The 22033-nt window shown below is 50.9% G+C and carries 34 protein-coding genes, 1 tRNA gene and 1 pseudogene; 12 read left to right on the forward strand and 24 right to left on the reverse strand.

The annotated features are described in order from the left end of the window. Positions 1-35 precede the first annotated feature (35 nt). The 5 genes from AC5JO6_RS27930 to rfbF form a co-directional block, all read right to left on the reverse strand. Positions 36-527, reverse strand: coding sequence for a glycosyltransferase family 2 protein (locus AC5JO6_RS27930; RefSeq protein ID WP_496084323.1), 492 nt, complete (start codon positions 525-527; stop codon positions 36-38). Positions 528-586: 59 nt separating this feature from the next. Further along, entirely contained in the window at positions 587-1126 is a 540-nt protein-coding gene (gene rfbC, locus AC5JO6_RS27935; RefSeq protein WP_496084324.1) for a dTDP-4-dehydrorhamnose 3,5-epimerase, read from the reverse strand. Beyond that, a complete protein-coding gene (locus AC5JO6_RS27940) occupies positions 1126-2154 on the reverse strand; it encodes an NAD-dependent epimerase/dehydratase family protein (RefSeq protein WP_496084325.1) in 1029 nt (342 codons plus the stop codon). Before AC5JO6_RS27940 ends, rfbC begins: the two co-directional genes overlap by 1 nt. 37 nt (positions 2155-2191) lie before the next feature. Beyond that, positions 2192-3406 (reverse strand): L-2-hydroxyglutarate oxidase, encoded by a 1215-nt coding sequence (gene lhgO, locus AC5JO6_RS27945; RefSeq protein WP_496084326.1) that lies wholly within the window; start codon positions 3404-3406, stop codon positions 2192-2194. A gap of 68 nt (positions 3407-3474) precedes the next feature. Then, positions 3475-4248 (reverse strand): glucose-1-phosphate cytidylyltransferase, encoded by a 774-nt coding sequence (rfbF, locus tag AC5JO6_RS27950; RefSeq protein WP_496084327.1) that lies wholly within the window; start codon positions 4246-4248, stop codon positions 3475-3477. Positions 4249-4455: 207 nt separating this feature from the next. On the opposite strand from rfbF, the gene ureE reads away from it, so the two are divergent. Further along, on the forward strand, positions 4456-4929 hold the full coding sequence (gene ureE, locus AC5JO6_RS27955) for an urease accessory protein UreE (RefSeq protein WP_496084328.1): 474 nt from the start codon (positions 4456-4458) through the stop codon (positions 4927-4929). A gap of 3 nt (positions 4930-4932) precedes the next feature. Beyond that, entirely contained in the window at positions 4933-5619 is a 687-nt protein-coding gene (locus AC5JO6_RS27960; RefSeq protein WP_496084329.1) for an urease accessory protein UreF, read from the forward strand. Between the two features lie 68 nt (positions 5620-5687). On the opposite strand, the gene AC5JO6_RS27965 is transcribed toward AC5JO6_RS27960, so the two are convergent. From AC5JO6_RS27965 to AC5JO6_RS27975, 3 genes are all read right to left on the reverse strand, one after another. Then, positions 5688-8852 carry a PAS domain S-box protein gene (locus tag AC5JO6_RS27965; RefSeq protein WP_496084330.1) on the reverse strand — a complete coding sequence of 1055 codons (3165 nt, stop codon included), beginning with the start codon at positions 8850-8852 and terminating at the stop codon, positions 5688-5690. 617 nt (positions 8853-9469) lie between these two features. Further along, a complete protein-coding gene (locus tag AC5JO6_RS27970; protein ID WP_496084331.1) occupies positions 9470-10267 on the reverse strand; it encodes an ABC transporter ATP-binding protein in 798 nt (265 codons plus the stop codon). Between the two features lie 82 nt (positions 10268-10349). Next, positions 10350-10979 carry a hypothetical protein gene (locus AC5JO6_RS27975; RefSeq protein WP_496084332.1) on the reverse strand — a complete coding sequence of 210 codons (630 nt, stop codon included), beginning with the start codon at positions 10977-10979 and terminating at the stop codon, positions 10350-10352. 919 nt (positions 10980-11898) lie between these two features. Here AC5JO6_RS27975 and AC5JO6_RS27980 point away from each other — a divergent pair. Then, the gene (locus AC5JO6_RS27980) at positions 11899-12177 is read left to right on the forward strand and encodes an Npun_R1517 family heterocyst differentiation transcriptional regulator (RefSeq protein ID WP_496084333.1); all 279 of its coding nucleotides are present in this window, start codon (positions 11899-11901) and stop codon (positions 12175-12177) included. A 147-nt stretch (positions 12178-12324) separates the two neighbouring features. Next, positions 12325-12397, forward strand: a tRNA-Glu gene (locus AC5JO6_RS27985). A 48-nt stretch (positions 12398-12445) separates the two neighbouring features. On the opposite strand, the gene AC5JO6_RS27990 is transcribed toward AC5JO6_RS27985, so the two are convergent. From AC5JO6_RS27990 to AC5JO6_RS28000, 3 genes are read right to left on the reverse strand one after another with little or no spacing between them, the layout of a single operon-like run. Next, on the reverse strand, positions 12446-12901 hold the full coding sequence (locus AC5JO6_RS27990) for a site-specific integrase (protein WP_496084334.1): 456 nt from the start codon (positions 12899-12901) through the stop codon (positions 12446-12448). Further along, complete coding sequence (locus AC5JO6_RS27995; protein WP_496084335.1) at positions 12874-13254, reverse strand: hypothetical protein; 381 nt, start codon at positions 13252-13254, stop codon at positions 12874-12876. Before AC5JO6_RS27995 ends, AC5JO6_RS27990 begins: the two co-directional genes overlap by 28 nt. After that, the gene (locus AC5JO6_RS28000; RefSeq protein WP_496084336.1) at positions 13244-13405 is read right to left on the reverse strand and encodes a hypothetical protein; all 162 of its coding nucleotides are present in this window, start codon (positions 13403-13405) and stop codon (positions 13244-13246) included. The genes AC5JO6_RS27995 and AC5JO6_RS28000 overlap by 11 nt, the downstream gene beginning before the upstream one ends. Here AC5JO6_RS28000 and AC5JO6_RS28005 point away from each other — a divergent pair. Then, a complete protein-coding gene (locus tag AC5JO6_RS28005; RefSeq protein ID WP_496084337.1) occupies positions 13385-13642 on the forward strand; it encodes a hypothetical protein in 258 nt (85 codons plus the stop codon). The genes AC5JO6_RS28000 and AC5JO6_RS28005 overlap by 21 nt on opposite strands. Before the next feature lie 34 nt (positions 13643-13676). Here AC5JO6_RS28005 and AC5JO6_RS28010 read toward each other — a convergent pair whose 3' ends face one another. Genes AC5JO6_RS28010 through AC5JO6_RS28030 form a run of 5 tightly spaced genes read right to left on the reverse strand, consistent with a single transcriptional unit; the run spans position 13677 to position 16122 of the window. Then, positions 13677-15005, reverse strand: a complete 1329-nt coding sequence (locus AC5JO6_RS28010) for a hypothetical protein (protein WP_496084338.1) — start codon at positions 15003-15005, stop codon at positions 13677-13679. A gap of 54 nt (positions 15006-15059) precedes the next feature. Beyond that, entirely contained in the window at positions 15060-15215 is a 156-nt protein-coding gene (locus tag AC5JO6_RS28015; protein WP_496084339.1) for a hypothetical protein, read from the reverse strand. Between the two features lie 41 nt (positions 15216-15256). Then, on the reverse strand, positions 15257-15472 hold the full coding sequence (locus AC5JO6_RS28020) for a DUF2811 domain-containing protein (RefSeq protein ID WP_496084340.1): 216 nt from the start codon (positions 15470-15472) through the stop codon (positions 15257-15259). Between the two features lie 57 nt (positions 15473-15529). After that, complete coding sequence (locus AC5JO6_RS28025) at positions 15530-15850, reverse strand: hypothetical protein (RefSeq protein ID WP_496084341.1); 321 nt, start codon at positions 15848-15850, stop codon at positions 15530-15532. After that, positions 15847-16122: a hypothetical protein gene (locus AC5JO6_RS28030; protein ID WP_496084342.1), complete on the reverse strand. Its 276-nt coding sequence runs from the start codon at positions 16120-16122 to the stop codon at positions 15847-15849. The genes AC5JO6_RS28025 and AC5JO6_RS28030 overlap by 4 nt, the downstream gene beginning before the upstream one ends. A 41-nt stretch (positions 16123-16163) precedes the next feature. Here AC5JO6_RS28030 and AC5JO6_RS28035 point away from each other — a divergent pair, with 41 nt between their 5' ends. Beyond that, positions 16164-16412: a helix-turn-helix domain-containing protein gene (locus tag AC5JO6_RS28035; protein WP_496084343.1), complete on the forward strand. Its 249-nt coding sequence runs from the start codon at positions 16164-16166 to the stop codon at positions 16410-16412. A gap of 48 nt (positions 16413-16460) precedes the next feature. On the opposite strand, the gene AC5JO6_RS28040 is transcribed toward AC5JO6_RS28035, so the two are convergent. Then, positions 16461-16844 carry a hypothetical protein gene (locus AC5JO6_RS28040; protein ID WP_496084344.1) on the reverse strand — a complete coding sequence of 128 codons (384 nt, stop codon included), beginning with the start codon at positions 16842-16844 and terminating at the stop codon, positions 16461-16463. A gap of 129 nt (positions 16845-16973) precedes the next feature. Here AC5JO6_RS28040 and AC5JO6_RS28045 point away from each other — a divergent pair, with 129 nt between their 5' ends. The 4 genes from AC5JO6_RS28045 (at position 16974) to AC5JO6_RS28060 (ending at position 18637) form a co-directional block, all read left to right on the forward strand. Continuing rightward, the gene (locus tag AC5JO6_RS28045; RefSeq protein WP_496084345.1) at positions 16974-17315 is read left to right on the forward strand and encodes a hypothetical protein; all 342 of its coding nucleotides are present in this window, start codon (positions 16974-16976) and stop codon (positions 17313-17315) included. Positions 17316-17529: 214 nt separating this feature from the next. Then, positions 17530-17901 carry a hypothetical protein gene (locus tag AC5JO6_RS28050; RefSeq protein ID WP_496084346.1) on the forward strand — a complete coding sequence of 124 codons (372 nt, stop codon included), beginning with the start codon at positions 17530-17532 and terminating at the stop codon, positions 17899-17901. Between the two features lie 77 nt (positions 17902-17978). Beyond that, positions 17979-18260, forward strand: a complete 282-nt coding sequence (locus AC5JO6_RS28055) for a hypothetical protein (protein WP_496084347.1) — start codon at positions 17979-17981, stop codon at positions 18258-18260. A gap of 89 nt (positions 18261-18349) precedes the next feature. After that, positions 18350-18637, forward strand: a complete 288-nt coding sequence (locus tag AC5JO6_RS28060) for a hypothetical protein (RefSeq protein WP_496084348.1) — start codon at positions 18350-18352, stop codon at positions 18635-18637. Between the two features lie 3 nt (positions 18638-18640). Here the strand turns inward: AC5JO6_RS28060 and AC5JO6_RS28065 are convergent, their stop codons facing one another. The 7 genes from AC5JO6_RS28065 to AC5JO6_RS28095 all read right to left on the reverse strand — a co-directional run bounded on the left by AC5JO6_RS28065 (position 18641) and on the right by AC5JO6_RS28095 (position 21518). Beyond that, a complete protein-coding gene (locus AC5JO6_RS28065; protein ID WP_496084349.1) occupies positions 18641-18790 on the reverse strand; it encodes a hypothetical protein in 150 nt (49 codons plus the stop codon). Between the two features lie 43 nt (positions 18791-18833). Next, positions 18834-19253, reverse strand: a complete 420-nt coding sequence (locus AC5JO6_RS28070) for a hypothetical protein (protein WP_496084350.1) — start codon at positions 19251-19253, stop codon at positions 18834-18836. Beyond that, a complete protein-coding gene (locus AC5JO6_RS28075; RefSeq protein ID WP_496084351.1) occupies positions 19253-19822 on the reverse strand; it encodes a hypothetical protein in 570 nt (189 codons plus the stop codon). Before AC5JO6_RS28075 ends, AC5JO6_RS28070 begins: the two co-directional genes overlap by 1 nt. 2 nt (positions 19823-19824) lie before the next feature. Next, a complete protein-coding gene (locus AC5JO6_RS28080; RefSeq protein ID WP_496084352.1) occupies positions 19825-20436 on the reverse strand; it encodes a hypothetical protein in 612 nt (203 codons plus the stop codon). After that, positions 20436-20579: a hypothetical protein gene (locus AC5JO6_RS28085; protein WP_496084353.1), complete on the reverse strand. Its 144-nt coding sequence runs from the start codon at positions 20577-20579 to the stop codon at positions 20436-20438. The genes AC5JO6_RS28080 and AC5JO6_RS28085 overlap by 1 nt, the downstream gene beginning before the upstream one ends. A 222-nt stretch (positions 20580-20801) precedes the next feature. Next, positions 20802-21257, reverse strand: a complete 456-nt coding sequence (locus AC5JO6_RS28090) for a transposase (RefSeq protein ID WP_496084354.1) — start codon at positions 21255-21257, stop codon at positions 20802-20804. A gap of 87 nt (positions 21258-21344) precedes the next feature. Next, on the reverse strand, positions 21345-21518 hold the full coding sequence (locus tag AC5JO6_RS28095; RefSeq protein ID WP_496084355.1) for a hypothetical protein: 174 nt from the start codon (positions 21516-21518) through the stop codon (positions 21345-21347). A gap of 9 nt (positions 21519-21527) precedes the next feature. Between AC5JO6_RS28095 and AC5JO6_RS28100 the strand changes: the two are divergent. Together AC5JO6_RS28100 and AC5JO6_RS28105 are read left to right on the forward strand one after the other, a co-directional pair. After that, positions 21528-21707, forward strand: a pseudogene (locus AC5JO6_RS28100) (ISKra4 family transposase); the annotation flags it as partial. Beyond that, positions 21704-22003 (forward strand): VOC family protein, encoded by a 300-nt coding sequence (locus AC5JO6_RS28105; protein ID WP_496084356.1) that lies wholly within the window; start codon positions 21704-21706, stop codon positions 22001-22003. The pseudogene AC5JO6_RS28100 and the gene AC5JO6_RS28105, both read left to right, overlap by 4 nt. The last annotated feature ends 30 nt before the right edge of the window (positions 22004-22033 follow it).

A 22033-nucleotide genomic window follows, 5' to 3' on the forward strand; every position in this document is an offset into this window, starting at 1 on the left:
GGTAGGAGAACTGCAAAGACTCTACTTCTCCATCATTACATCTTGAGCACTACCCCAAAGGCAAAGGGTAGGTAGGGCGGATAGGTGACATCCACTAAGCCCTCCGACTGTGCGCCCTGATCCTGAGCCACACTTAACCAGGCTTCATTCAAACGCTTATGTTCCAGTGCTCCAGCAACGAATTCAAATTTAGAGAGGGCGTTAGCCATTGCGGCTAACCAATCGGATGCCACTTCATCATCCGCCTCACAGAAAACAAACGCATCTCCTGTAGCTGCGTTAAGACCGACGTTATAGGAATGGGATACTCCCAACCGTGGACCAGGCGGGGTGTAGGCATCCACAATCTGTAAGTTTGGTAGACGATCGCGGTACTGCTCGACAATTTCGACTGAGTTGTCAGTGGAGCCGTTGTTGACCACCACCACTTCCCACAAGCCAGACCATTGCTGGTTGACTAGCGCCTCAAGCTGAACAGCAATGGTTTGTGCTCCGTTGAAGCAAGGAAGAATCACACTTATTTTCATGCAAAAGCCTCTGAAAGTTAGGTGGAGTTGACACTAAACCGCGATCGTCACCGACTGAGTTAAACCGGGACTGGCTCAAAGAGTGACCACGCAGCATCTTTTTCGGAAATGACGGTTACAGGCATGGGCCATTCAATGCTAAAGACTGGATCGTTATAGCGCAGCCCTCGCTCATAACCAGGCGTGTAGAACTCACCCACTTGATAGACCACCTCAGCGTCATCCGTCAGCGCTTGATAGCCGTGGGCAAACAGTTCTGGCACATAGAGCGCCCGTCGATTCTCTGCCGTCAATTCCACGCCAATGTGTTGCATGTAGGTAGGCGACTCAGGACGCATATCAATGATGACATCATAAATCGCGCCCTTGGTGCAGCGTACCAGCTTGGTTTCGCACGCAGGTGCCACCTGGTAGTGCATCCCTCTCAACGTACCTGCCTTGTAGTTAAAGGACAGATTGCACTGAGCAACGGTTGGCTTCAGCCCATGCTCTTCAAATTCTTTGGCGCAAAAGGTGCGGGCAAAACCACCACGATCGTCGTTACGCAACTCCAGGTCAATGATAAATGCGCCTTTTAGCTTCGTTTCGGTGAATTTCATTACTTGCTCCAAAAGAAATCTTTGTCAATTTGCTGGGTGCGAATCAGATACTCAAGCTGCTTCAGACGCGTAAAGCCACGTGACTCAAAGATCTCTTTTGTCATGTCAATGCGGTTAAACAGGTCGAAAAGCTGTTGTGCGCCACGTTGGGCATTCCAGTCACACTTAAAGCCAGGTAGTTGAGTATTGATTTTCTCAAACGAGACCCGGTAGCTGCGGTTATCCGAGCCACTGTCACCAAAGCTGAGCTGGCAGCCCTTAAACACGTCGGCGATGACTTCAGCAATTTCTTTGACTCGGTAGTTGTTTGCGGTATCGCCCACGTTAAAGACCTGATTGTGCACGATGTCGCGGGGTGCTTCTAAGGCACAGGCGATCGACTTCGCAATGTCCAGAGCATGAACCAGCGGTCTCCAGGGTGTACCGTCGCTGATCATTTTAATCTCTTTCGTTGTCCAGGCAAGTCCTGACAGATTGTTCAACACAATGTCAAAGCGCATTCGGGGAGAGGCACCAAACGCAGTGGCGTTTCGCATGAATGTGGGCGAAAAATTATCATCTGCAAGGGGTCTCACGTCCCGCTCTACCAGGGTTTTACATTCAGCATACGCAGTCTGAGGATTGACAGGCGTTTCCTCAGTGGTCAGACCGTCGCCACTGGCAACCCCATACACGCTGCATGAGGACATATAGACAAAGCGGCGAACACCAGCGGCTTTTGCCAGTTCAGCTAACCGCACCGAACCTTTGTGGTTGATGTCGTAGGTAATCGTGGGCGACAGTTGACCCGTGGGGTCGTTGGACAATTCTGCCATGTGGACGATCGCCTCAATACCCGCCAGATCTTCAACCGTAATATGGCGAATATCTTTGTTGAGGGTTTTAGCCGTCAAGTCTGTGCCGTTGTAAAGCCAGCCAACTTTGTAGTAGCCAGTATCAACCGCCGTAATTTCATGCCCACGCTCCATGAGGAGGGGAGCCAGTAATGAACCAAGATACCCTTCTGTTCCAGTCACCAGTACTTTCATTGCGTCTTCCTAGTAATCGTGCTAATCAGTAATCGTGCTAAGCGTTAACGGTTGTGCGTAAGTGCTGTGGGGCAGGGATTTGGGCAACGACAGCTTTACCAATTTCAATGGATGAAGTTGCTGCCGGAGAGGGGGCATTGCAAACGTGAACGGAATTCTGACCTTTGATAATCAGAAAATCGTCTACCAGCTTGCCATCGTTCATGAGTGCTTGTGCCCGTACACCTGCATGGGTGGGAACGACATCCGCAGCCTGCACTTCTGGAATCAGGCGTTGCAGGCTATGAACAAACGCGGCTTTGCTAAACGAGCGGATGATCTCTTTAATCCCTTCGTCAGCGTGCTTGGCAGCCAATTTCCAGAAAGCGGGATAGGTCATGACCTCAGCAAAGTCACGCAGGTCAAAGTCGGTCTTTTTGTAGCCTTCGCGCTTGAGGCTGAGCACTGCATTCGGTCCTGCATGAACAGTGCCGTCGATCATGCGGGTAAAGTGGACACCCAAAAACGGGAAGTCAGGGTTCGGGACAGGATAAATGAGACCTTTGACCAGGTAGCGCTTTTCAGGGGTTAGCTCGTAGTATTCCCCACGAAACGGCACAATCTTTGCTTCAGGATCAACGTTGCCGAGTTTAGCAATGCGATCGCTGTGTAAGCCAGCACAGTTAATGACAAACCGCGTCTCAAACGAACCTTGGTTAGTTTCAAGCACCTGACCTGTAGGTGTTTCAACAATTTTGAGTACTTTGGTGTTGAGGCGTAAATCACCACCACCCTGTTGAACCAGTTCAGCGTACTTTTGGCAGACCTTTTTGTAATCAGCGATGCCAGTGGAAAAAACCTGTACTCCAGCAATACAGTTGACATGTGGCTCGATCTCCTGGACTTCTTCTGCGGTGAGTCGAGCAACTTTAATATCGTTCTGTAAGCCACGCTGATAGAGATTCTCCAGCAGTGGGAGTTCTTTTTCTTCAGTGGCAACAATGACCTTGCCGCAGACTTCATGGGGGATGTCATGCTCTTGGCAAAAGGCAACCATCGACTGGGCACCCGCGCGACAAAAGGTTGCCTTAAAGCTGCCCGGTTTGTAGTAAAGCCCGGAGTGGATCACGCCACTGTTGTTACCAGTTTGGTGAAATGCCCAGCGGCTTTCCTTCTCAAGCACCAGTATTTTTGCGTCTGGATAGCGTTGGCTCAGAGCTACGCCTGTAGAAAGACCGACGATGCCACCACCGACGATCGCAAAATCGTACATAAATTTTTGCCCTTAATTGAGTGAGAACTGCGAAGCTAACGAGTGGTTTGAGGGGCAAGCTAGTTGGGTTACCAGACCTTCCAGGGGGCTTTTCCTTTGTGCCACAAGTCTTCCAGGTAATTCTTGTCTTTGAGCGTATCCATTGGTTGCCAGAACCCATCATGCTTGAAGGCGGACAGTTTGCCATCGTGAGCCAGCTTTTTCAGCGGTTCGTGCTCCCACATCACCGTATCGTCGGCAATGTAGTCGATGACTTCCGGCTCTAGGACAAAGTAACCACCGTTAATCCAGGCACCATCACCTTCAGGCTTTTCATGGAACTGCGTAATTTTAGTCTGCTCTTTGGTGAGAGAGATTGCGCCAAAGCGTCCAGGAGGCAGCACAGCGGTCAGCGTTGCCGATACGCCTTCAGCTTTGTGAAAGTTGATTAGCTCAGTGACGTTAATGTTGCTGACCCCGTCACCGTAGGTAAAGCAAAAGGTTTCATTGCCGATATGCTCCCGCACACGCTTGAGCCTGCCGCCAGTCATGGTGTTTTCACCTGTGTCAACCAGCGTGACGCGCCAGGGTTCCGCCTTACCAGCGTGAATATTCATCTGGTTGAAGCGCATATCAAAAGTGACATCTGACATGCGTAGGAAGTAGTTAGCAAAAAACTCTTTGATGACATACCCTTTGTAGCCACAGCAGATGATAAAGTCATTGACTCCGTGGGCTGCGTAGGTTTTCATGATGTGCCAGAGAATCGGTTGACCACCCACTTCCACCATTGGTTTTGGCTTAATTGCCGTTTCTTCACTCAGTCGTGTACCTAATCCGCCAGCCAATATCACTGCCTTCATGCAACACCTCTTATAATCTGCGGCAAACAAAGTTACGCTCACTATGCTAAGCGCCACACTTACGTATGTCAGTAAAGGGATGGTGAGTCGGCTAGTTGGTTTGTGAAAAAACAAAGAAGATCTTTTGTATTGTGCTGAATGCTGAGATGGGCGCGATCGTGTTGCACCTGAATGCACTAGACTTCTGTTGTGATTCAACACACTAAAATGCCATTTGAAGCCGTGATCACAACACTTACACAACGCTTAACAGCGACTTCGGAGACGGCAGTTAGTTTAACGCTAGAGTTGACAGCAGACGAACGGACGCGATCGCGTCACCGCTTTGATAGCACCGAAGGACAGCCTGTGTATCTCCAGTTACCTAGAGGGACAATGTTGCGCGATGGTGATCTGTTGCAGTCCGATGATGGCTTTGTGGTGCGGGTGCTTGCTAAGCCAGAGCCTGTGTTAACCGTCCGGGCTGAGGCTGAACGGCATCTACTGCAAGCGGCTTATCATTTGGGCAACCGCCATGTCCCATTAGAGATTCAGCCAGCTTATTTAAGATTGTCTCCCGATCCCGTTCTGCGCGACATGCTGGAGCAGCGGGGCTTACAGGTCGTTGAAGAAGTGCAGCCGTTTCAGCCTGAAACAGGAGCCTATGGGCACAGTCATGAAGGAATGAGGGCTAAAGGCTAAAGGATGAAGGATGAAGTTGAGCCTTTTGCCTTATTGCGCTTACTGCAGTTAGCGAGTCCTGCACTGCCTGTAGGAGCATATAGCTACTCTGAGGGCATTGAGGCGCTGGTGGAGGCGGGTAAGCTGGACGATCGCACTGCTCTCGAAACGTGGATGGTACAAGAGCTACGGTTTGGTGCGATTCGCGTTGAAGCAGCAGTGATGGTCAGAGCTTACCGAGCGTGTCAAGCAGATGACTGGGAGCGCGTAAGCGACTGGAACCATTGGCTATCAGCGGCGCGAGAAACAGAGGAATTGCGGCTACAAAGCTTGCAGATGGGGCGATCGCTCTTACGGCTATGGCACGATCTGCACTTGCTCAAGCAGCCGTATATGATTTTGCAGAAGGAGGGCTGTCATTTTGCGATCGCCTTTGCCCTTGCGGCGGCTCACTGGCAAATTGATTTACGTTCAGCCATGTTGGGCTATTTGCATAGTTGGGCAACCAACTTGAGCAACGCGGGTGTCAAGCTAATTCCGCTAGGACAAACGGCAGGGCAACAACTGCTGCTGTATCTTCAACCAGTCATCCAGCTTGCCGTTGAGGAGATTCTGACGCTGCCAGACGAAGACCTGAGTAGCTGCGGTTGGGGATTGGCTCTTGCGAGTATGCAGCACGAAACCCAGTACAGTCGGCTCTTTCGCAGCTAATGAAGCCTTGAAGCAATCCTTCTCGGTTAACGTTTAAGCATAGGGGGGATCAAGTAACGAGCACAGCATCACGCCCTTGCTTCACCTCTGACTAAGCTGACGATCGCTGTGATGAGTGCAACTGGCTCTATGGGCTTGGCAAGGTGCTGCTGAAAGCCTGCTGCGAGTGAGCGCTGATAATCGATTTCCCCTGCGTAGGCAGTCAGGGCGATCGCGGGAATGTGTCCTCCTTGCTCCAGGGGTAAGGCTCTCACCTGCTGCATCAACATGTAGCCATCAACCGCTGGCATCCCAATATCGCTTAACAACACATCTGGCTTCGTTTGAGCTATGGCAGTTAACGCTGCTGCTGCTGAGGTAACGGCTGTTACGGTGGCTCCGTACTGCTCTAACAGAAAAGTAGTAAAGGCGCGTGCGTCGGCATCGTCATCAACAACTAAGACCTTAATCCCATCTAAATTCAGGCGTAGCTCAGAGGATTGGCTCACCTGATTAACCGTTAGCTGCGTTGGCATGAGCGGCAGTATGACAGTGAACGTTGCGCCCTGACCTAATCCAGGACTTTCTGCCCGAATTGTGCCGCCGTGCAATTCAACCAATTGACGCACGATCGCCAGCCCTAGCCCTAGTCCACCCACCGATCGGGTCGTCGCACCTTCTGCCTGACGAAAGTAGTCAAACACGTAGGGCAAAAAGTCTGGCGCAATGCCTTTGCCTGTGTCAGCGACGGTGATTTGAGCTTGAGCGTTTAGCTGCTCCAGACGAATATCGACCCGCCCCTCGGTCGGCGTAAATTTAACGGCGTTAGAAAGGAGGTTCCATATCACCTGCTGCAAGCGATTTGCATCACCCGCAACGTACCTTACATTTGGCTCAAGCCGCGTCTGGATCTGAATGGCTTTAGCGTCTGCTGCTAAACGGACTGTTTCGATCGCAGCTTGAATAGTCGTAGTCAAAACGACTGGGGCGACATTCAGGCTCAGTTTGCCCTGCAAAATTCGAGAGACATCTAGTAAGTCTTCAATTAATTCAGCTTGTAATCTGGCGTTCCGTTCGATGGTTTTCAGCGCCTCTGCCGTTTGCGCCTCATCCAGCCTGCTGGTCTGAAGTAATCTTGACCAACCCAGGATGGGGTTCAGAGGCGATCGCAGTTCGTGTGAAAGCACTGCCAAAAACTCGTCTTTGATACGGTTTGCGTTTTCAGCGGCTTCACGGGCAGTTTGCTCCTGCTCTAAAAGACGATCGCGTTGCTGTTCCAGGAGTTTTTGACCGTCAATATCCGTCGCGGTGCCAAACCACTTCAGCACCTGTCCCCGCTCGTCTTTCAGAGGCACAGCCTGATGCAGATGCCAGCGGTAAACACCATCTCTCCGTCGCATACGTCCTTCGGCGCGGTAATAAGTGCTGCCCGCTTGCGCTGCCAACCAGCGATCGCCGAGAATGGGCACGTCGTCAGGGTGGACAATGGTTTGCCAGCCTTCCGCTTGTGCCTGGGTGTAGGTTAGCCCTGTAAAGTCTAGCCATCGTTGATTGACATCGAGTAGAGCGCCCTCACTGCTAGCCGTCCAAACCAATTGTGGGATCAATTCTGCTAACGAGCGATAGCGCTCTTCGCTTTGGCGCAAGGCAGCTTCTACTCGTTTTTGACGACTGATATCGAGGTTGATGCCTGCCCAGGCGGTGATCTTCCCATCTTCATCCCTGACGGGCATTCCCCGTGCCAAAATCGGATGCCAATTACCATCCACTCCTCGGAAGCGGTGTTCGATGTCCCAGATGCCTTCTGTGCGAACGCATTCGTTCCAGGCAGCGATCGTTCGCTCTGCATCATCGGGATGCAACACGTCGCTCCAGCCAAACTCAGAACATTGCGCCTGAGTCAAGCCCACAAGCTGTAGAAACGAATCACTGGCATAGACATTGCGCCCGTTGGGGTCACAAACCCAAATGCCGTAATCTAGCGTTTCTCCGATCGCTCGATACAAATTTTCACTTTCACGCAGCTTCGCTTCTGCCCGTTCGCGTTCTGTAATATCTCGGATCAGCCAACGCAAGCTGGAAACGTTACCTGTAGAGTCATAGACACGACCAACCGTCAGTTCAGCCGGGAAGGTACGCTGCTGCCAAGTTTGTAGCTGCATGACCCATACCTGTGCTCGTTGCCTTGAAAGCGGCTCTGCTAGTTGGTTCAGGCGATCGCGAAACACTTCGAGATCCTGGTTGGCGACGAAGTTGAACAGTGGTTGACCCAGTAACCCAGCTAAGCCAGACGAGAGATGAGCGGTCATTGCCTGATTGGCTTCTTGAATTATTCCCGCTGTATCGGTTACCAGATAACCGTCTGGCGCGAAATCAAACAAATCTTGATACCGTTGCTGCGCTGTCCTGAGCTGTTCATTTTGCCGCAACAAGTCTTCTTCAGCGATTTTCAGTTCTTCCACAGTCGTTTCTAGCTCTTCATTGGCAACAGCCAAATCAGTACTGTGTTGCTCCAAGCGAGCGTTGACCTCCAGCAATGCCGCTTCAATTTGTTTGCGATCGCTGATGTCAAGGACGAAGCTGATCACCGTCGTCTCATCCATTAAAGCAGAACCAATCAAAGCCGAAATGTAGGTACTATCTTTGCGGCTGTATGCCGTTTCAAAGGGCGTGCTGACTCCCGCTGTTCTCAGTGCATGCAGCGATCGCTCCTGCGCCTCCAGATAAGCAGGTGGAGTGAGCGCTGGCAAGTCAACTCGACCAGAGCGAAGTTCTTCCCGCGTGTAACCAAGCATCGACAAAAAGACATCATTGGCTTCCACGAGCGCACCGTTTAAATCAGTCGTAATGATGCCGATCAAATCGGCTTCTGACAGATGGCTAAAGCGCCTTTCGCTCAGACGCAGCAGCTTCAAATTGTAATCAGCTTTGCGTTTAGCAGCCTGCAACTGTGAACAAAGCACGGTAATGAGAAACGCCACGAACAAGAACGTGAGTAGCTGTATCAGTTGCTTGGTGCTAACGATCTTGAAGGAATACAGCGGTTCGACGAGAAAGAAAAGACTGTAGAGCGTTGAGAGGGCGATCGCTAACAAGCCTGGTCTGAAGCCTCCAAACCAGGCACTCACGGCGATCGCTGCAAAAAAGAATGGGTAGATGAGCGGATTGAGCAGTGGGTACAATAATTGCGTCAAAAGCAGGGCAATGGTCGCGGCTAGAGCCGCAACAACATAGGGAAGCAAGCGAAAGCGCATAACGAACGGTCTTAAGGAAGCGTCTACTCTCATTGCACGCAATAGCATACCGCTTCATCAAAAGACATTACTGGCTTCGCAATCTTGCTCAACGGGCATCTCCAGAGTTTGATACCAAATCAAAGTGCAAGGGCTACCGATCCTTTGCCCTCATCCCCAGCCCTTCTCCCGCAGGAGAAGGGAGCTAAAGGCAAAGTTCCTCGCCCTTTGGGAGAGGGATTGAGGGTGAGGGCGGCTTGCTTGATCTGTAACGTCTATTTTTGGCTTTGGTATGAATAAACAGAATTTACCAGTCCGCTACGCAAAAACGCAAATCAAGCGCGTCTTTGCTAATGCTTTTCTATCTAAAGGTAGAGAAGGTTGAGGCAGTAGATTGAACTTAAGACATTGATAAATCTAAAATGACTGCATACTACGCGATGCGCGACTTTCCTGAAATGCTTGCTGCGACTGCCCAACCTTAAAAGTCCGAAAGCCCTTCTCCCCAAGGAGAAGGGTGGGGATGAGGGCAAATTTAGTTGTACATCGCGTTACATTGCCTTAAGAACATTTGAAAGCGCTTCATGTCCTTTTGGGATGCAGTCATCGATCGCCATCGCCCTTCGTCCTCTCGTCACTTAATCCCACTCTTCTAACTGCTGTGCCTCTGCTGCGACCAGCGTTTGCTTGAGCGCTTGCCAATTCATCTGCTGTGCGGCAACATCTTGTTGCAACACGCCCTGTTCGAGATGCAGTACGCGATCGCACCATTGCTCTGCTAACTCTAGTTGATGATTAGCCATGATCACAGTCATGCCGTGCACTTGAGCCAGTTCGCTGAGCACGTTTAACAACCAATCACCGCGACCCAAATCCAGTGACGCAGTGGGTTCATCCAAAAGTAACACCTTGGGTTCTGTGACAAGAGCACGGGCGATCGCTACCAGTTGTCGCTGCCCAACCGAAAGCTGTAGCTCAGTGCGGTGCAGCCAATCTGCTGGCATATGGAGGCGATCGCGCCATTTCTGAATGCGCTCTTGAATCGTTTGTTTCTCTAACTGCCGTAGCGTTAAGGGATAGGCAAGCGCTTGCTGTACCGTCATACCCAGGAGCTTTGACTCTTGCAGCACCAACACGACCTGCTGCCGTAGTTGCACTGCGGGTATCTCATGCAGCGCCCGCTGCTCCAAATAAATCACGCCGTCAGTCGGTTCACTCAGTCGATTTAACAGCCGCAGTAAGGACGTTTTGCCAGCACCAGACGCGCCAACCAGAGCAATGCGATCGCCCCGAAACACCTCAAAAGAGACCTCCCTCAACAGGTAGTGAACGTTTGCAGCCAAGTGTTTATCAGCACGAACTGTACCAGGGGTCACTATTTTGGGCGCAAGACTAACTCGCTCAGCACGAATTTGGGCAGATTTAGGCGGTTGCAAAGTCAGGTTTCTACTCTCGAAGCACTGTGTCAAGTGTAAAGGGTTAAATGTAGTCAGGCGGTTTACATCGCACGAATCAGCCTTATATCGGTTGGTGCAACGCTGCCCCAATCGTCCATGCATCGATCGCTAACAGCAGTAATGTACATCCCAGCAAAATAAAGTACATCCACGGTTGCGAGAGTGGACGCACGTCAGCCATATCAATATCTGTCTCTGTCTGCACACGGTTGACCATGCAGTTAAAGCCAGCAACCCGCATCGGCAATAGGTATGCCTGTCCCGATCGGCTAAGGAAGTAATAAACAAGACCTCCCTGTCCGGTAGAACGTGGCTTTAATGCCGTCACCTCTGACCATGCCAGCGACCACCCTCGACGAAAAAAGTGCGGCACCCAACCCGCGTACCTCACATGAATACCGTCCTTATCTAGCACTACCCGTTCGGTCAGCGCGGCATATAGCAGTACCCCACCCAACCCAATGCCCGTCCATAGTAAGGATGATGGAATGACGGATGCTGTCATAGCGGCTAGAAAAGGCAGCGGTAGCGTCAACGACAGATATAACAGTAGAAGCGTCAGCCGAATGAGCGGTGAAAGCTTGAAGACAGAAGTCGCAGACAATGCGGCAGGAGCGATCTGCAACGACCGATCACCCGGTTGCAAAGAAGCATCTGCTGCAACAATCAGAGACGGCTGATCACGTTCCATGAGATACCTCGACGTTTTCTTCAATTTACAGCTTTTTCCATTTAAGTATCAACTTAAGCGCGGATACACGTAGATCTCCACATAGAATGTGTCTACGTATAAGCACAATAACAAAACTGCTTGGATCAATCGTTCTATCTGTATTTATAACCCTTAGTCAATCAATACTGAGCTGCGTTAGCGCGATCGTCTCTCAGTATACTGAGCGTCAAAAACTACCGTTTTGACAAAAAGAGCATCAATGCGTTGGTAGAAATCTGCACTCTGAAACGTATCTTTTTAGCTTTTTCTATCAGTATATTCTCTAATGGTTTTCCAAACATAGGGGACTAATTCTTAGTTTAAAGACTGAAGATCACGGAAAAATTACCGCTTTGTAGTGAAGCAGCAGCAACTGTACAGGTTGTTATTACAAAGGCAATGTCACGCCTCCTACTTAAAATCATGCCTTTACATCAATGGGCTTGAAAGCTTTAGACAATGCTAATACGATTCAGCCAATGTAGCCTTTTCATCTTCAGAAACCCTGCTACCTTTACGGAAACCTTCATTGCATGTCAGCAAACCGTCTTCAAAAAGCATTAAGCCATTGTCACAAGACTCAATGCTTTTGACAAAGCTTCAAGTTTGCTAACCTTAGATCAATGCTACTGGCTTAGATAGACTGCATTTAAAGAAGTAGAAAACCGCAGTTGTGAAGAATTGATGAAGTTGGTTTAAAGATAAAGCTAATTTTTAAAATCAAGCAATTTTAAGTTCAGCTATTTAGCGGATTTGAGTCAATTTATGGGAATGTTAGGTTTGCAATGTAGTGTAAGGCTTCTACCCAACCTGGTCTGTCAAACTGCTCAAAACGTTCGGCAAAAATTAGTTGGTGTAACCTGGATTTTCTTCGCTGTGCTAAAAAGCCACTTCAAAAATGAACCATGATTTAGAACGTCAGCAGCCCACAGTTCCTGAGGTGGGGGTTTATGAGTGTGAAATTCATCTCAAGTTTAGGCTAATCGAAGAAAAGGGAGCGCTGAATGATCGTGAGCATCTTCTGGAGCTTTTGCTTGATGCCTTTACCTGTGGCACAGATGAGTATTTAGAGCCGCTTCAGATTAATGTCGAGGCGGCGGAGATTCCAGAAACTCAAGCGTCACCGCAAATGCGACGACGACTCATTCGCTTGCGGAACTCTAAAGACCTTGCTTAGACCACGCTTTTACGGGATGTTGAATTTTACGGCATGTTAAAAAGGCGATCGCAGAACGAAGCAACTCTACCCGGAGCTTTCAAGAATAGTGCTTCAGGTTGACAGATGCTGCCGCATTCGTTACCCTTATATAGGTCTGGTTGATACGCCCCCATCGTCTAGAGGCCTAGGACACCTCCCTTTCACGGAGGCGACGGGGATTCGAATTCCCCTGGGGGTATCCAGGAAGCTTACAGAGAGCGGGTTTAACAATCCTCTCTCTGTAGTTTTAAGGGGGTTTCGGACGATCGGCTTTCTGCAACAGTGCCTCATACGCCCGTTGTTGAACCGATTCCTCAATCCAGCGATGGTAAATGCGGTCATGCACATCGCGGCTATGTCCCATTTGCTTCGCAGCCAAGCTAGGGTCCAGCCCGTATTTAAGTGTGCGAATTGCCCAGCGATGGCGCATATCGTACAGGCGAAAGGGCAGTTTTACATCCCTAAAGTAGTGACTCGCTGATTCACCCACCTTAATGTTTCGTCGGGTCAGGTCAATCGGTGGCAGCTCCACTGAGAAAAGGCTGAACCGTTCGACCCATTCAGGATGGAATGCCCACACTAAGCGGCTACCCGTTTTGGTGTTGGGTTGCACGAACACAATCGGGTTGCGTTCACGAAAGCGGTCAAAGTCCAGTCTGAAGGCTTCATGCGGTCTTAAGCCGTAGGTAGCGATGACACCCAACGCCAACCGGGGTTAGTGAGCCTGTCATAGGACTGACAGATCAGCTCGTCACTGGGAATGTTACGCGGGTTGACCATCGCGGGCGAGTACTTGCCAGCGTAGGGAGCTGGGTCGTACTTCACGCCGGCGAACCGTGCAATCGCCCCGCAAACCATCGCTGCTCTCTTTCTCGTTTTGCTGTTCACTGGCGTGCTAGTCACCACCTCATGCAGCAGGTTAGCTGTCAGGGTAGCGCCTGGAGGCAAACGATTCAAGATTTTCTGATAGTCCGTCAACCATGACGTTTCTGACCGCCCACGCTGGAGAAAGTCATCCCGAAAGCGGTTAATCCAAAACTGGCAGCTATGAGCCATTCACTCTCCACAACGGTAGCTCTAACTGAATGCGTGTCGGGTCTTTCCGATGCCCTGCTAACTTGCGGTGTAGAAACCGATCGAGGGCTTGCATGTACTCCGTCTCTAACTGCCCTTCCAGCGCTGAGAGTTGTTCCAGCGTCAGGCGCATAGCGAACCTGCCCCCACTGCTGTAGAAGGGGCGATTTTGACCATTTGCCGTCCGGTTCGAGGAAACTCAACGCCGATCGCCACACCTGGATACGAGCGATCGGGTCTGAGTAGTCAGCGTGGCTATCCACTGTCCACCCCTTCCCCGTCATTGAGGGCACTGCGATCGCTGAAACCTTCTCTAGGCGTACTGTTACACCCTGTTCCCTCGAAAAGTAGGGCTAAAAACTGCCTGTAACCCTCGCTGTTACTGGTGTTACGTCCACTTGGTGCTAATAAGCTTGGAGCGCCCTCCGGTTCAGTCGCGCCCCCAGCGCTGGACTGACCGGGAAGCTTAAAAAAGTCAGGGGGGTCCGGGGGGGTATCCACAGGCAGTCGGGGTGCCACAGGTCACGGTGATGGTAGAGCGTGGAGCCGCTGAACTGGTAGCGGGTGACGAGGGCACAAAAGCGATCGCGCGCCGTGGCGGGTAGTGCTTCCCGGTTGAGCAGGTCAGCAATGGCATCACGTAAGCGTGATCGCGCCTGCAACTGCTGAAACAGATTCCAAGTGTTCCCACACTCCGGACCAACTTCACTTTCTGTCGTGTCTACTGATTCCGGTTTGGGTACGCCACAGTGCCAATAGCGGGAATTCTCGACGCAACGCGCCCAATCTTCAGCTCGCCGCCAAATTTCATGCTGATGACGGCACCAATCGCGGTAGCCCGGCAGCTGCATAGCAGTGGCAACAATGTCAGCAATGAGGCGATCGCCCTCCAACGGAGCCATTTTCTTGAGGATGTGACCGAACACATAGGAGCGCAGCGCAATGCGTCCAAGAATCAAGTTTGTTTGTCCATGACCACTCCAACCCAAATCAATGCAGCAGTTCAAATCATTGAGGAACTTGCTGGCACGATGTGACAGACGCTCATGCTTGCGCCGGGTGCGTCGAATGGCTCGTTTGAGCACGGCAGTTTGTACGTCATTTTTTAACGTACAGAACTGCCAGCGCTGGCAGAACAGGTCATCATTCGCGTTGGTCAAGTTGTAGTCAGCAGTCAGAAGATAGGAACCCGCTTGGAGCGGTAGACGGTGCCCGTTGTAGAGTGTGGTTGTCTCAGGGTCCCAGCTACGAGGATTGGGGTAGAGTTCCAGTATTCCTGGTTCGATCTTGAAACCAGCGCTTTCTAAAACGCTGCTAATGGCTGCTGCCAGCTCCCAACTTTTCTGCGGCTGCTCGAACGGTAAGTAGAGATGAACGCCAGCACTGTAGGAACTGGTGACAGCGAGATGAGCGACGATGCCCAGTGGTTCGAGCGCTGCCATAATGCGGTCGATGGCAAAGCGATCGCGTTGCGGATGGTAGATGCTGCCTGCATCGATGTCGAGCATGGCATAGCGAGTCAGCTTCCCAAAGCGCACACCATAAACATAGGCACCCTGCCGAATGAGTCGATCGCTCAAAGGATGCCTGTTCTCAGTGCGCCATTCGGGGGTGGCGCGTGGGATGGGGTGTTCAGCGTAGAGAAAATTGAAGCGGTGCGGAAACAGTGACAGAAGGGCTTCTGTACGGTCTGGAACGTAGCGAAATGAGGGCGAGTTTGGTAGAGTAGGCATAGTTTGTAAGGCAAAACAAAGGGCTAGAGGGGGGCATTCCTCTAGCCCTACTCATCAAATGCCTTTGGACTGCTGCAACGCTTTGAACATCGTTCGCAGTCGATTGAGCCGTTGTTGTACGATTCCCAAATCGTGCTCACTGACCAAGCTGGGGGCAACCTGATGCAGCCGTTGGTAGAACTGCAACTGGTCAACCGTGACGGCGATCACTTCATAGGTGAGGTTGGCAAGCGCCTAGTCTGTACGATCGCTCATCCCACCGACTCCAACCGCTTGAAGGTGCGATCGAGATAAATCCGGGCGGCGCTGGTGGAGCTGTCGCCGACTTGCATCAGGAACATGGCAAGGGCACAGGTCACAAAGTCGTCCTGGCTCCACGCGGGGTTAGCGGTCAGAAAGTCTAAAACGCGGTTGTACAGATCTTCAGGGATGTCGGTTTGGAGGCTGACATCGATGTCTGTGGGCATGGGGTAGAATCCTGGTAGTACAAAGATTTTTGTCAATCCAATATCGAGTGGGCATCCTTAGTGGCTAGGGGTGCCTGTTTTTTGTGGCTGATGGGTGAGCGTGGCGGCGATCGCTTCCATCAGCAAGTCTTTCTGGTGTCGATCCAAGGGGTCAATCAGGCTGATAGCTGCGTCTAACTGGTCGCTGATTGGGGCTGACTCTTCAAATTCAGCGAGAAACTGCTGAAAGACTTGGCTTCTCTGTGCCACCGTGTCGAGTGCGAGATAGGCGATAAGTAGGCGTCGATCGTTCGCCTCTAGGTTTTGCAGATGGCTACCATACTCGGCAGCCAGACGGTTAACTGCGTCGTTCTGAACCCAATAAGTGATTGGTTTCATGCGTCGTCGTCCTCGTCATCAAGGTCTTCATCTTCTGCAAGCACATCTAGCAAGTCCTCTTGAGCCTCTGGGGAGAGTTGCTGAAACAGGTCTGTAATCTGTTCGATGATGTCGAGTTGGCGCTGCTCTTCTACTTGTTCGGGGTTGTCTTGCGTTTGCAGGTTTTCTAAGTCCGTCAAAATTGCCTCCTGAAAGGTTGAGTGGGTTAGCGGTTGGGTCGATCGCCACTTGGGATGGATGATTAGTGAACAGCACGGGCGGCAGCGAACCAATCCCGTGCTGTTGTAGTCAACTGAACAAGAGTTCAGCTAAGATGAGTAAAGATCGTCACAATTCCGAGTCTCAGTTCATGACCTTCCTGCAAGAAAGAAACGTAACCCCAGAACAGGTTATCGACGTTTTAGGAGTCACTCCTAGAGCTTTTTTCTACTGGACTTCAGGACAGCGAGAACCACGATTTACGATTCAGCAAATTCAGGATCTCTGCAATTTGCTCGGTTGTTCTGTTCATGATTTGCCGTTAAATTTTGGACGCATCCAAACAAAAAACGCTGAAACCTAGTAGCAATAGGTTTCAGCGCTCATCAAAAGGAGGTGAATTGTCGTGTAACTAAGCCCCGTGCCCATCACTGCGATGCTGCCGAAACTCTTCGATCAAACGCTCAAAGGTTTGTTGGTGGATGGTGGCAATTTGCTGCAAGCCATCAATGCTCTCGATTAATCGATTCACGTTCTGGTTGGTCAGGTTCACATTTTGACCAACAAGCCCAATCGTTTGACTCGTTCCACCAACCGCCTGGGCTAGAACCCCAACCGTTTGAGCAAGAGTTTCAACGCTTCTTCTTGTATCTGCTAAGCCCAGTCTGAGAGTTTCAACAGAATTGTTCAACACTTCTACTGACGTTCTCAAAGTGGCATTGACTTCGACTTGAGAATCCATCTGCTGTCCAGTGCGTTCGAGGGCAGCTTCAATCCGGTCTAACCGTTCGCTCATACGTTTTCCCCTAACAGGAGGTGATTCAAACCTAACATTCAAAAGCGATGCGCCTTGAGGTAGTGGTGACACACAACCCCAAGACGACTTCCCCCAGTCCGAGTACACCGAACTAGGAGCAATCCAATCATGTCAAATTTCAAGCATCCGGCGATCGTTTCGCTGGCAGCAATTACCGGGGCACAACTGAGTGCGATCGTGCTCAGTCCCCAACCCGGTCAGACCTCAAACGTTTGTCTCCAATGGGCACAGGTGGCGATCGGTAGCGTTTACAATCAGCCTCGACCTTCCGATCAACCCCATGTCCCGGCGGGGCTGACGGTGGGCGAATACAACCAATACCGGAAATCTTCAAAACCGATGATTTCGCGTTCCCCCCACCCAATCCGAGCCATCACAGGCTGCTGTTGCTCCAACAGTTGTGGCTCCTCAGCCTATTGCTCGAACTCAAGCTCTATCGCTATCGCCTAGAGTTGTGGCACCATCGGCTCCCGTAAGCATCCCTCCGAGCGAGACAGCGGCGATCGATGCCGAAATCGATGCTGAAATCGATGCTGAACGGGGGCAAACCTTAGAGTAATATCAGGCATCGATCACAGACGGCAGCCCCACACCACAGACCCGCACCAGTTACGGATGCGAAAAAGGTCGAGATGGTAAGACCTACTGTGGGAAGGGTTAAGCAATGAAGCGACTTTTCATTGTCTTGGGACTGCTCAGCCTCACCCTGACGGCGTGTGGCGATGGTTCCGGCGAGGGGCAAATGTGGAGTGAGATTACTAGGAATGTCGGTGGAGCCGCAGGGGCAAGTAAGGCAGCTTCACAAGCACCTGCTACCGGAGCCGCTAAAATGCTAGAAGATCCAGATGCAGAGACGGTAAACGACTCTGAAGAGGTATGGGCTACCACCCAAGAGGAGGCGGAGAGGCGTTGCGCTGAAATCGCTGCACAACGCACTAACCAAGGGGGCACCCTGGTTACAGTCCAAGGTGTTTCGCGTGTCAGCAGCAAAAGGTTTTTCTGTCAATTTAGAGCTGAAACAGGAGGGCGCAATTGAGCGAAATTAAGCAAATGGAACTGGTTCCCAGAAAAGGCGAAATCAGGCTATTCATAGCTCTACATGAAGTCGATAACATGAGCGTTATGGAGATTCTCAACCTGGCTCAAGGGCTTGGTTTTAATCCTGAACTACAGTGCCGCACGTGGGAACAGGATGGCAAGACAAAGTACGGTGTGTATGCGATGTTGCACCAAGAACAGCGCGAGTACGATTCCCAGCTTGAAACCGACTATGAGACCGATAAAGCTTTTGAGCTTTTGTGGAATGCTCTAGAGCCAAACGCTCACCTCAAGGTGCATTTCTCTTACAACCTCAAATACGGTAGACAGATCGAAGCTGAGGCGATCGCTGCCTAACATCATCTGACGATTCTTATTCTCCAGTCATAAAAAGAAGCCAGAGTAGCGCAATGTTACTCTGGCTTTATTGATCTAATGCCTTCACTATGACTCAATCTAACGACACACCTAACCGTCTTGACCGCATCGAAGCCATCCTAGAACAGCTTGTTGAACGCACCAATGAGAACACCCAGCAACTGACTATCACCATGCAATCGGTCGATCGTCTGGCAAACATCCAAATTGAAGCTTTTCAAGCGATCGGCACGCTGCAACAGTTGATCGCAGATACACAACAGTCCATGTCAGAGATGCAATCAGAAGTCAGAGGGTTACAAACCGAGAACCGCCGCATCCTCGACATTTTGCAGCATCGCAATGGTGGCAACTAGTACTTAATGACGCTTCTCTTCCTCAATCGCCTCTGCCACGTCTCCCACCTGGTTGCTGATATCCAGGGACTTTTGCTTGTCCTTACCCTTCAAAAACAGGGAGGAGAGCATCCCACCCAACCGTGCAAAAAAACTAATCTTAGACGCGCTCATAAACGTAGTGTGATAGTACTTGCTCAGTGTCCCCAAACGCTCCCTACTCCTCACGCTTCAAGTACCGCATCACGGCAGTTTCACTCTGCCCTGCTGACACTAAGAGCAATTGCATCATTTGCATGAGCGTTCGTAGATCAGCCTCAATGTCTGAGGCTCGTTTCTCTTGAAAGTCATGGAGGATCGTCAGATTAGCGTTCAGAGCATCGTATTTTCTCAGCAAATGATTAAAATCTTGCTTAGCGGCATACTCCTTCGTTTTGCCTGCTGCATAGACATCTAGCTCCTTCTGGCGTTCTGCCTTCTGCCGTTCGATTTCTGCCTGTGCTCGTTCGAGTGCCTGCCGTTGGCGATCGGCAAGTTCATCCTGTCGCTTCAAAAAGTAAGTGCGAACCGTCCAATAGGCACCGAAAGCCCCGGTTGCCAAGCCGCCCACTGTCGTGAGAAAAGCGGTGTCTACCATCAGTCGCCGCCTGCCTCACTCAAAGTACCATCGTCCGCAAACACAAGCTCGACATGACTTTGCAGCACATAACTACGCCACCGTGCCACCGCCGCAGCGGGTGGAGGAGCCAGCGCGACGATCTGATTCCAAAGCGGTGCTACTAACGCGACGGCAGGCAATGGCATTGAGATTGCCTGCTGCATCGTCGTACCAAGCCAATTCCCACCACCGCCAAAAGTAGGACTCATCACCGTGATCAACATCGTGCGGTAATCAGGGTCCAGCAGCATTGCCGTGCGAAACTCACCCCATCGTGGCGCGGGTGCTAGGACGGCAGGAGTGTTGGCAAGCTCCCAAAGACGCGCGTAAGCGTCCACCTGTGAGAGGTAGCGATCGCCCTCTGCCCAGGGCAGATCCCCCGCCCATTGCTCTAGACCGTCAGAGAGAGTGTGCTTTTGTGCCTGTACATATTCGCGTCCAGTCGCGGGCGCTGGTAGCGTGTATGTCGGTTCTTGCGTCAGCCAGAAGTCGAGCGGCAACTGTAAGTCGAGCAGATAGATAAAGCCATCCGGGTGATGTCTGAACATGATCAGTAAGTGCCTGCTGCGATTAAAACATGCTCAAACGTCGTCGGTTGCACCACGTTAAAACCGTTCCCAGTGCCTGTGTTAAAAATGGGCAAGGCATTTGCTAATGAGCCAGATTGCCCAGCATAACCAGTCGCGCCACCAGTAAAGGAAACAAGCAACCGATCGTTATGAGAATGTGTAGGCATCTCAGCGATGGTCTGTACGTGCAACTCCTCACCCTTTTGCTCGTGCTGTGTCCGAGCCGTCAAACTGGAACCCGTCCCCGCACCCGCAAAGACACGTCCTCTCTCATCTGGCAGCGTGATACGTTTGTTTGCCGCATAATCAGCCGCCGCACTAACGCCCCTGGTACTGGCTCCTCCCACGCTGGTGAGTACTGGGCACCGTGTTTGGGTGTACTGGCTCCACAGATGGGTGAAGAGCGGCTCTGTCCAGCTAAACGCGATCGCCGCGCCACTGTTGGCGTTACCAACGGTACGAAAAGCATCCAACGTGAGATACAGCCATTTGCCATTGTATTTATTGAGATAGCCCTGTGCCGCGCCGTTTGTACCCGTGTAAAGCAGCACAATACCCACCGCTTCAGGTGGAACGGCATTTGCCAGCGGCATCAGGTAAACTCCCTGACCAGAGCGTTACCATTCGCGGCACTCCAAATGCCTGAGAGGGACCCTGTAAAGCCAAACGGCACTTCATAGTAACCACCCGGATCGAGCTTAGCGGCATAGTCTGCGACAGTGGCAGCCGCATCCAAATCAAGGTAAAGCGTTGCGGTGGAAGCATTTCAAATCGTGGCACCTTTGCGATCCGCGTTCGCCGCCAGAATGGCAACAGACGCGATCAATGCTGCCACTATGGTTGAAGCGACGGTAGAGGAGCTACTTGGCTGAAAAGATGGGTTTGAGCAGGAGTGTTGAATCTAGACATAAAACTTCGCATTTTATTAGACAAGCGTCTCTGGCAGCAGATCAAAACTTCAGTGAAAGATCGAGCACCGACGGCTCAATTCCAGTTGCAAATAACGCAATTTATCCAATAATTGATGCCCATAAAAAGCTGGTGTTTCTATTAACTCTAGAATTAAATAGGCAATCAAAACCATGTAGATTTGGATCGTCACGCCATTAATGTTCTTGGTGGTCAAACGATCCAGTTTAAGATACATCTTCAGAAATTTCCAAAGCACCTCGATTTGCCAGCGCTGGCGATCAGTTTCACTCACTGCTTCATTCGTCATACTATTGACGTTGGTGGCAAGACAACATTCAGTCTGACTTTCTAAGTCACAAAACCAGATAACATGATACCGTTGAAGTACATCCCACTTTTGCGATGAGTATAAGTGCTTAGGGCTGTGTTTCAAAGGAAGCGATAAACTTTGAACATTCCTGCTTTGCCCAATAGAGCAGTGTTGGTTGTTGGTGAGTGCCAACGTGTCCTATGAGTGAGCGACAGAAGACATCGCAGTCTTGACTGGGGTGAAGGTAACTCACAGCACTCAACAACGATTAGTCCATCGTCAAACCTTCTCATTACCACCCGTGGAAGGAACGGTTGAGGAGATGAGTGTAGACGGCGGCAAAGTGCGATAGAAGCGTGCTGATGGCGGGGCGCTGTGGAGGCGGCAATCGCCCTGTTTGAGGATTGGTATCACGCGCGGGTTGCGACGTTCATCGGCTACCTCAACAAGCATTGAGCATGAATTGTTAACGACGGCTATTATCAAGCCGAAGGCATCGCCATTGGTTCTGGTGCGCTTGAATCGACGGTCAAACAAGTTGGGCAGCGCATCAAAATATCGGGAGCACAGTGGGAAGAGGACAACGTACCACAGGTGCTGAAACAGCGCTGCGCCTATCTAAATGGACAATTCTCAAAATGAGTTTGACAAAACTGGGATGCACTCAGAAAGAACAATCCGCCGATCGCTCTTTAATTATTGGTAACGATGCGATCAAACTCTGTCTCTATGAAGACCCTGAAAAGGCTAAACCTGGTGGCATTGCCCATTTTGGTTTGCATGTGCAAAACTTCTCAGAGATTGTTGAGAAATGCGAATCTTTAGGTGTGCCGATGCCGTACGGTATTGTCAATTGGGAAAAATCGCGCTCCATCTACATTGTCGATCCCAATGGCTACGAAATTGAACTCAGCGAAGTCAAAGGTGGCGGCTTGTAGTCCTAAACTTATTGTCGTTCCTCCTCTCTC

It is taken from the genome of Tildeniella sp. (assembly GCF_059505325.1).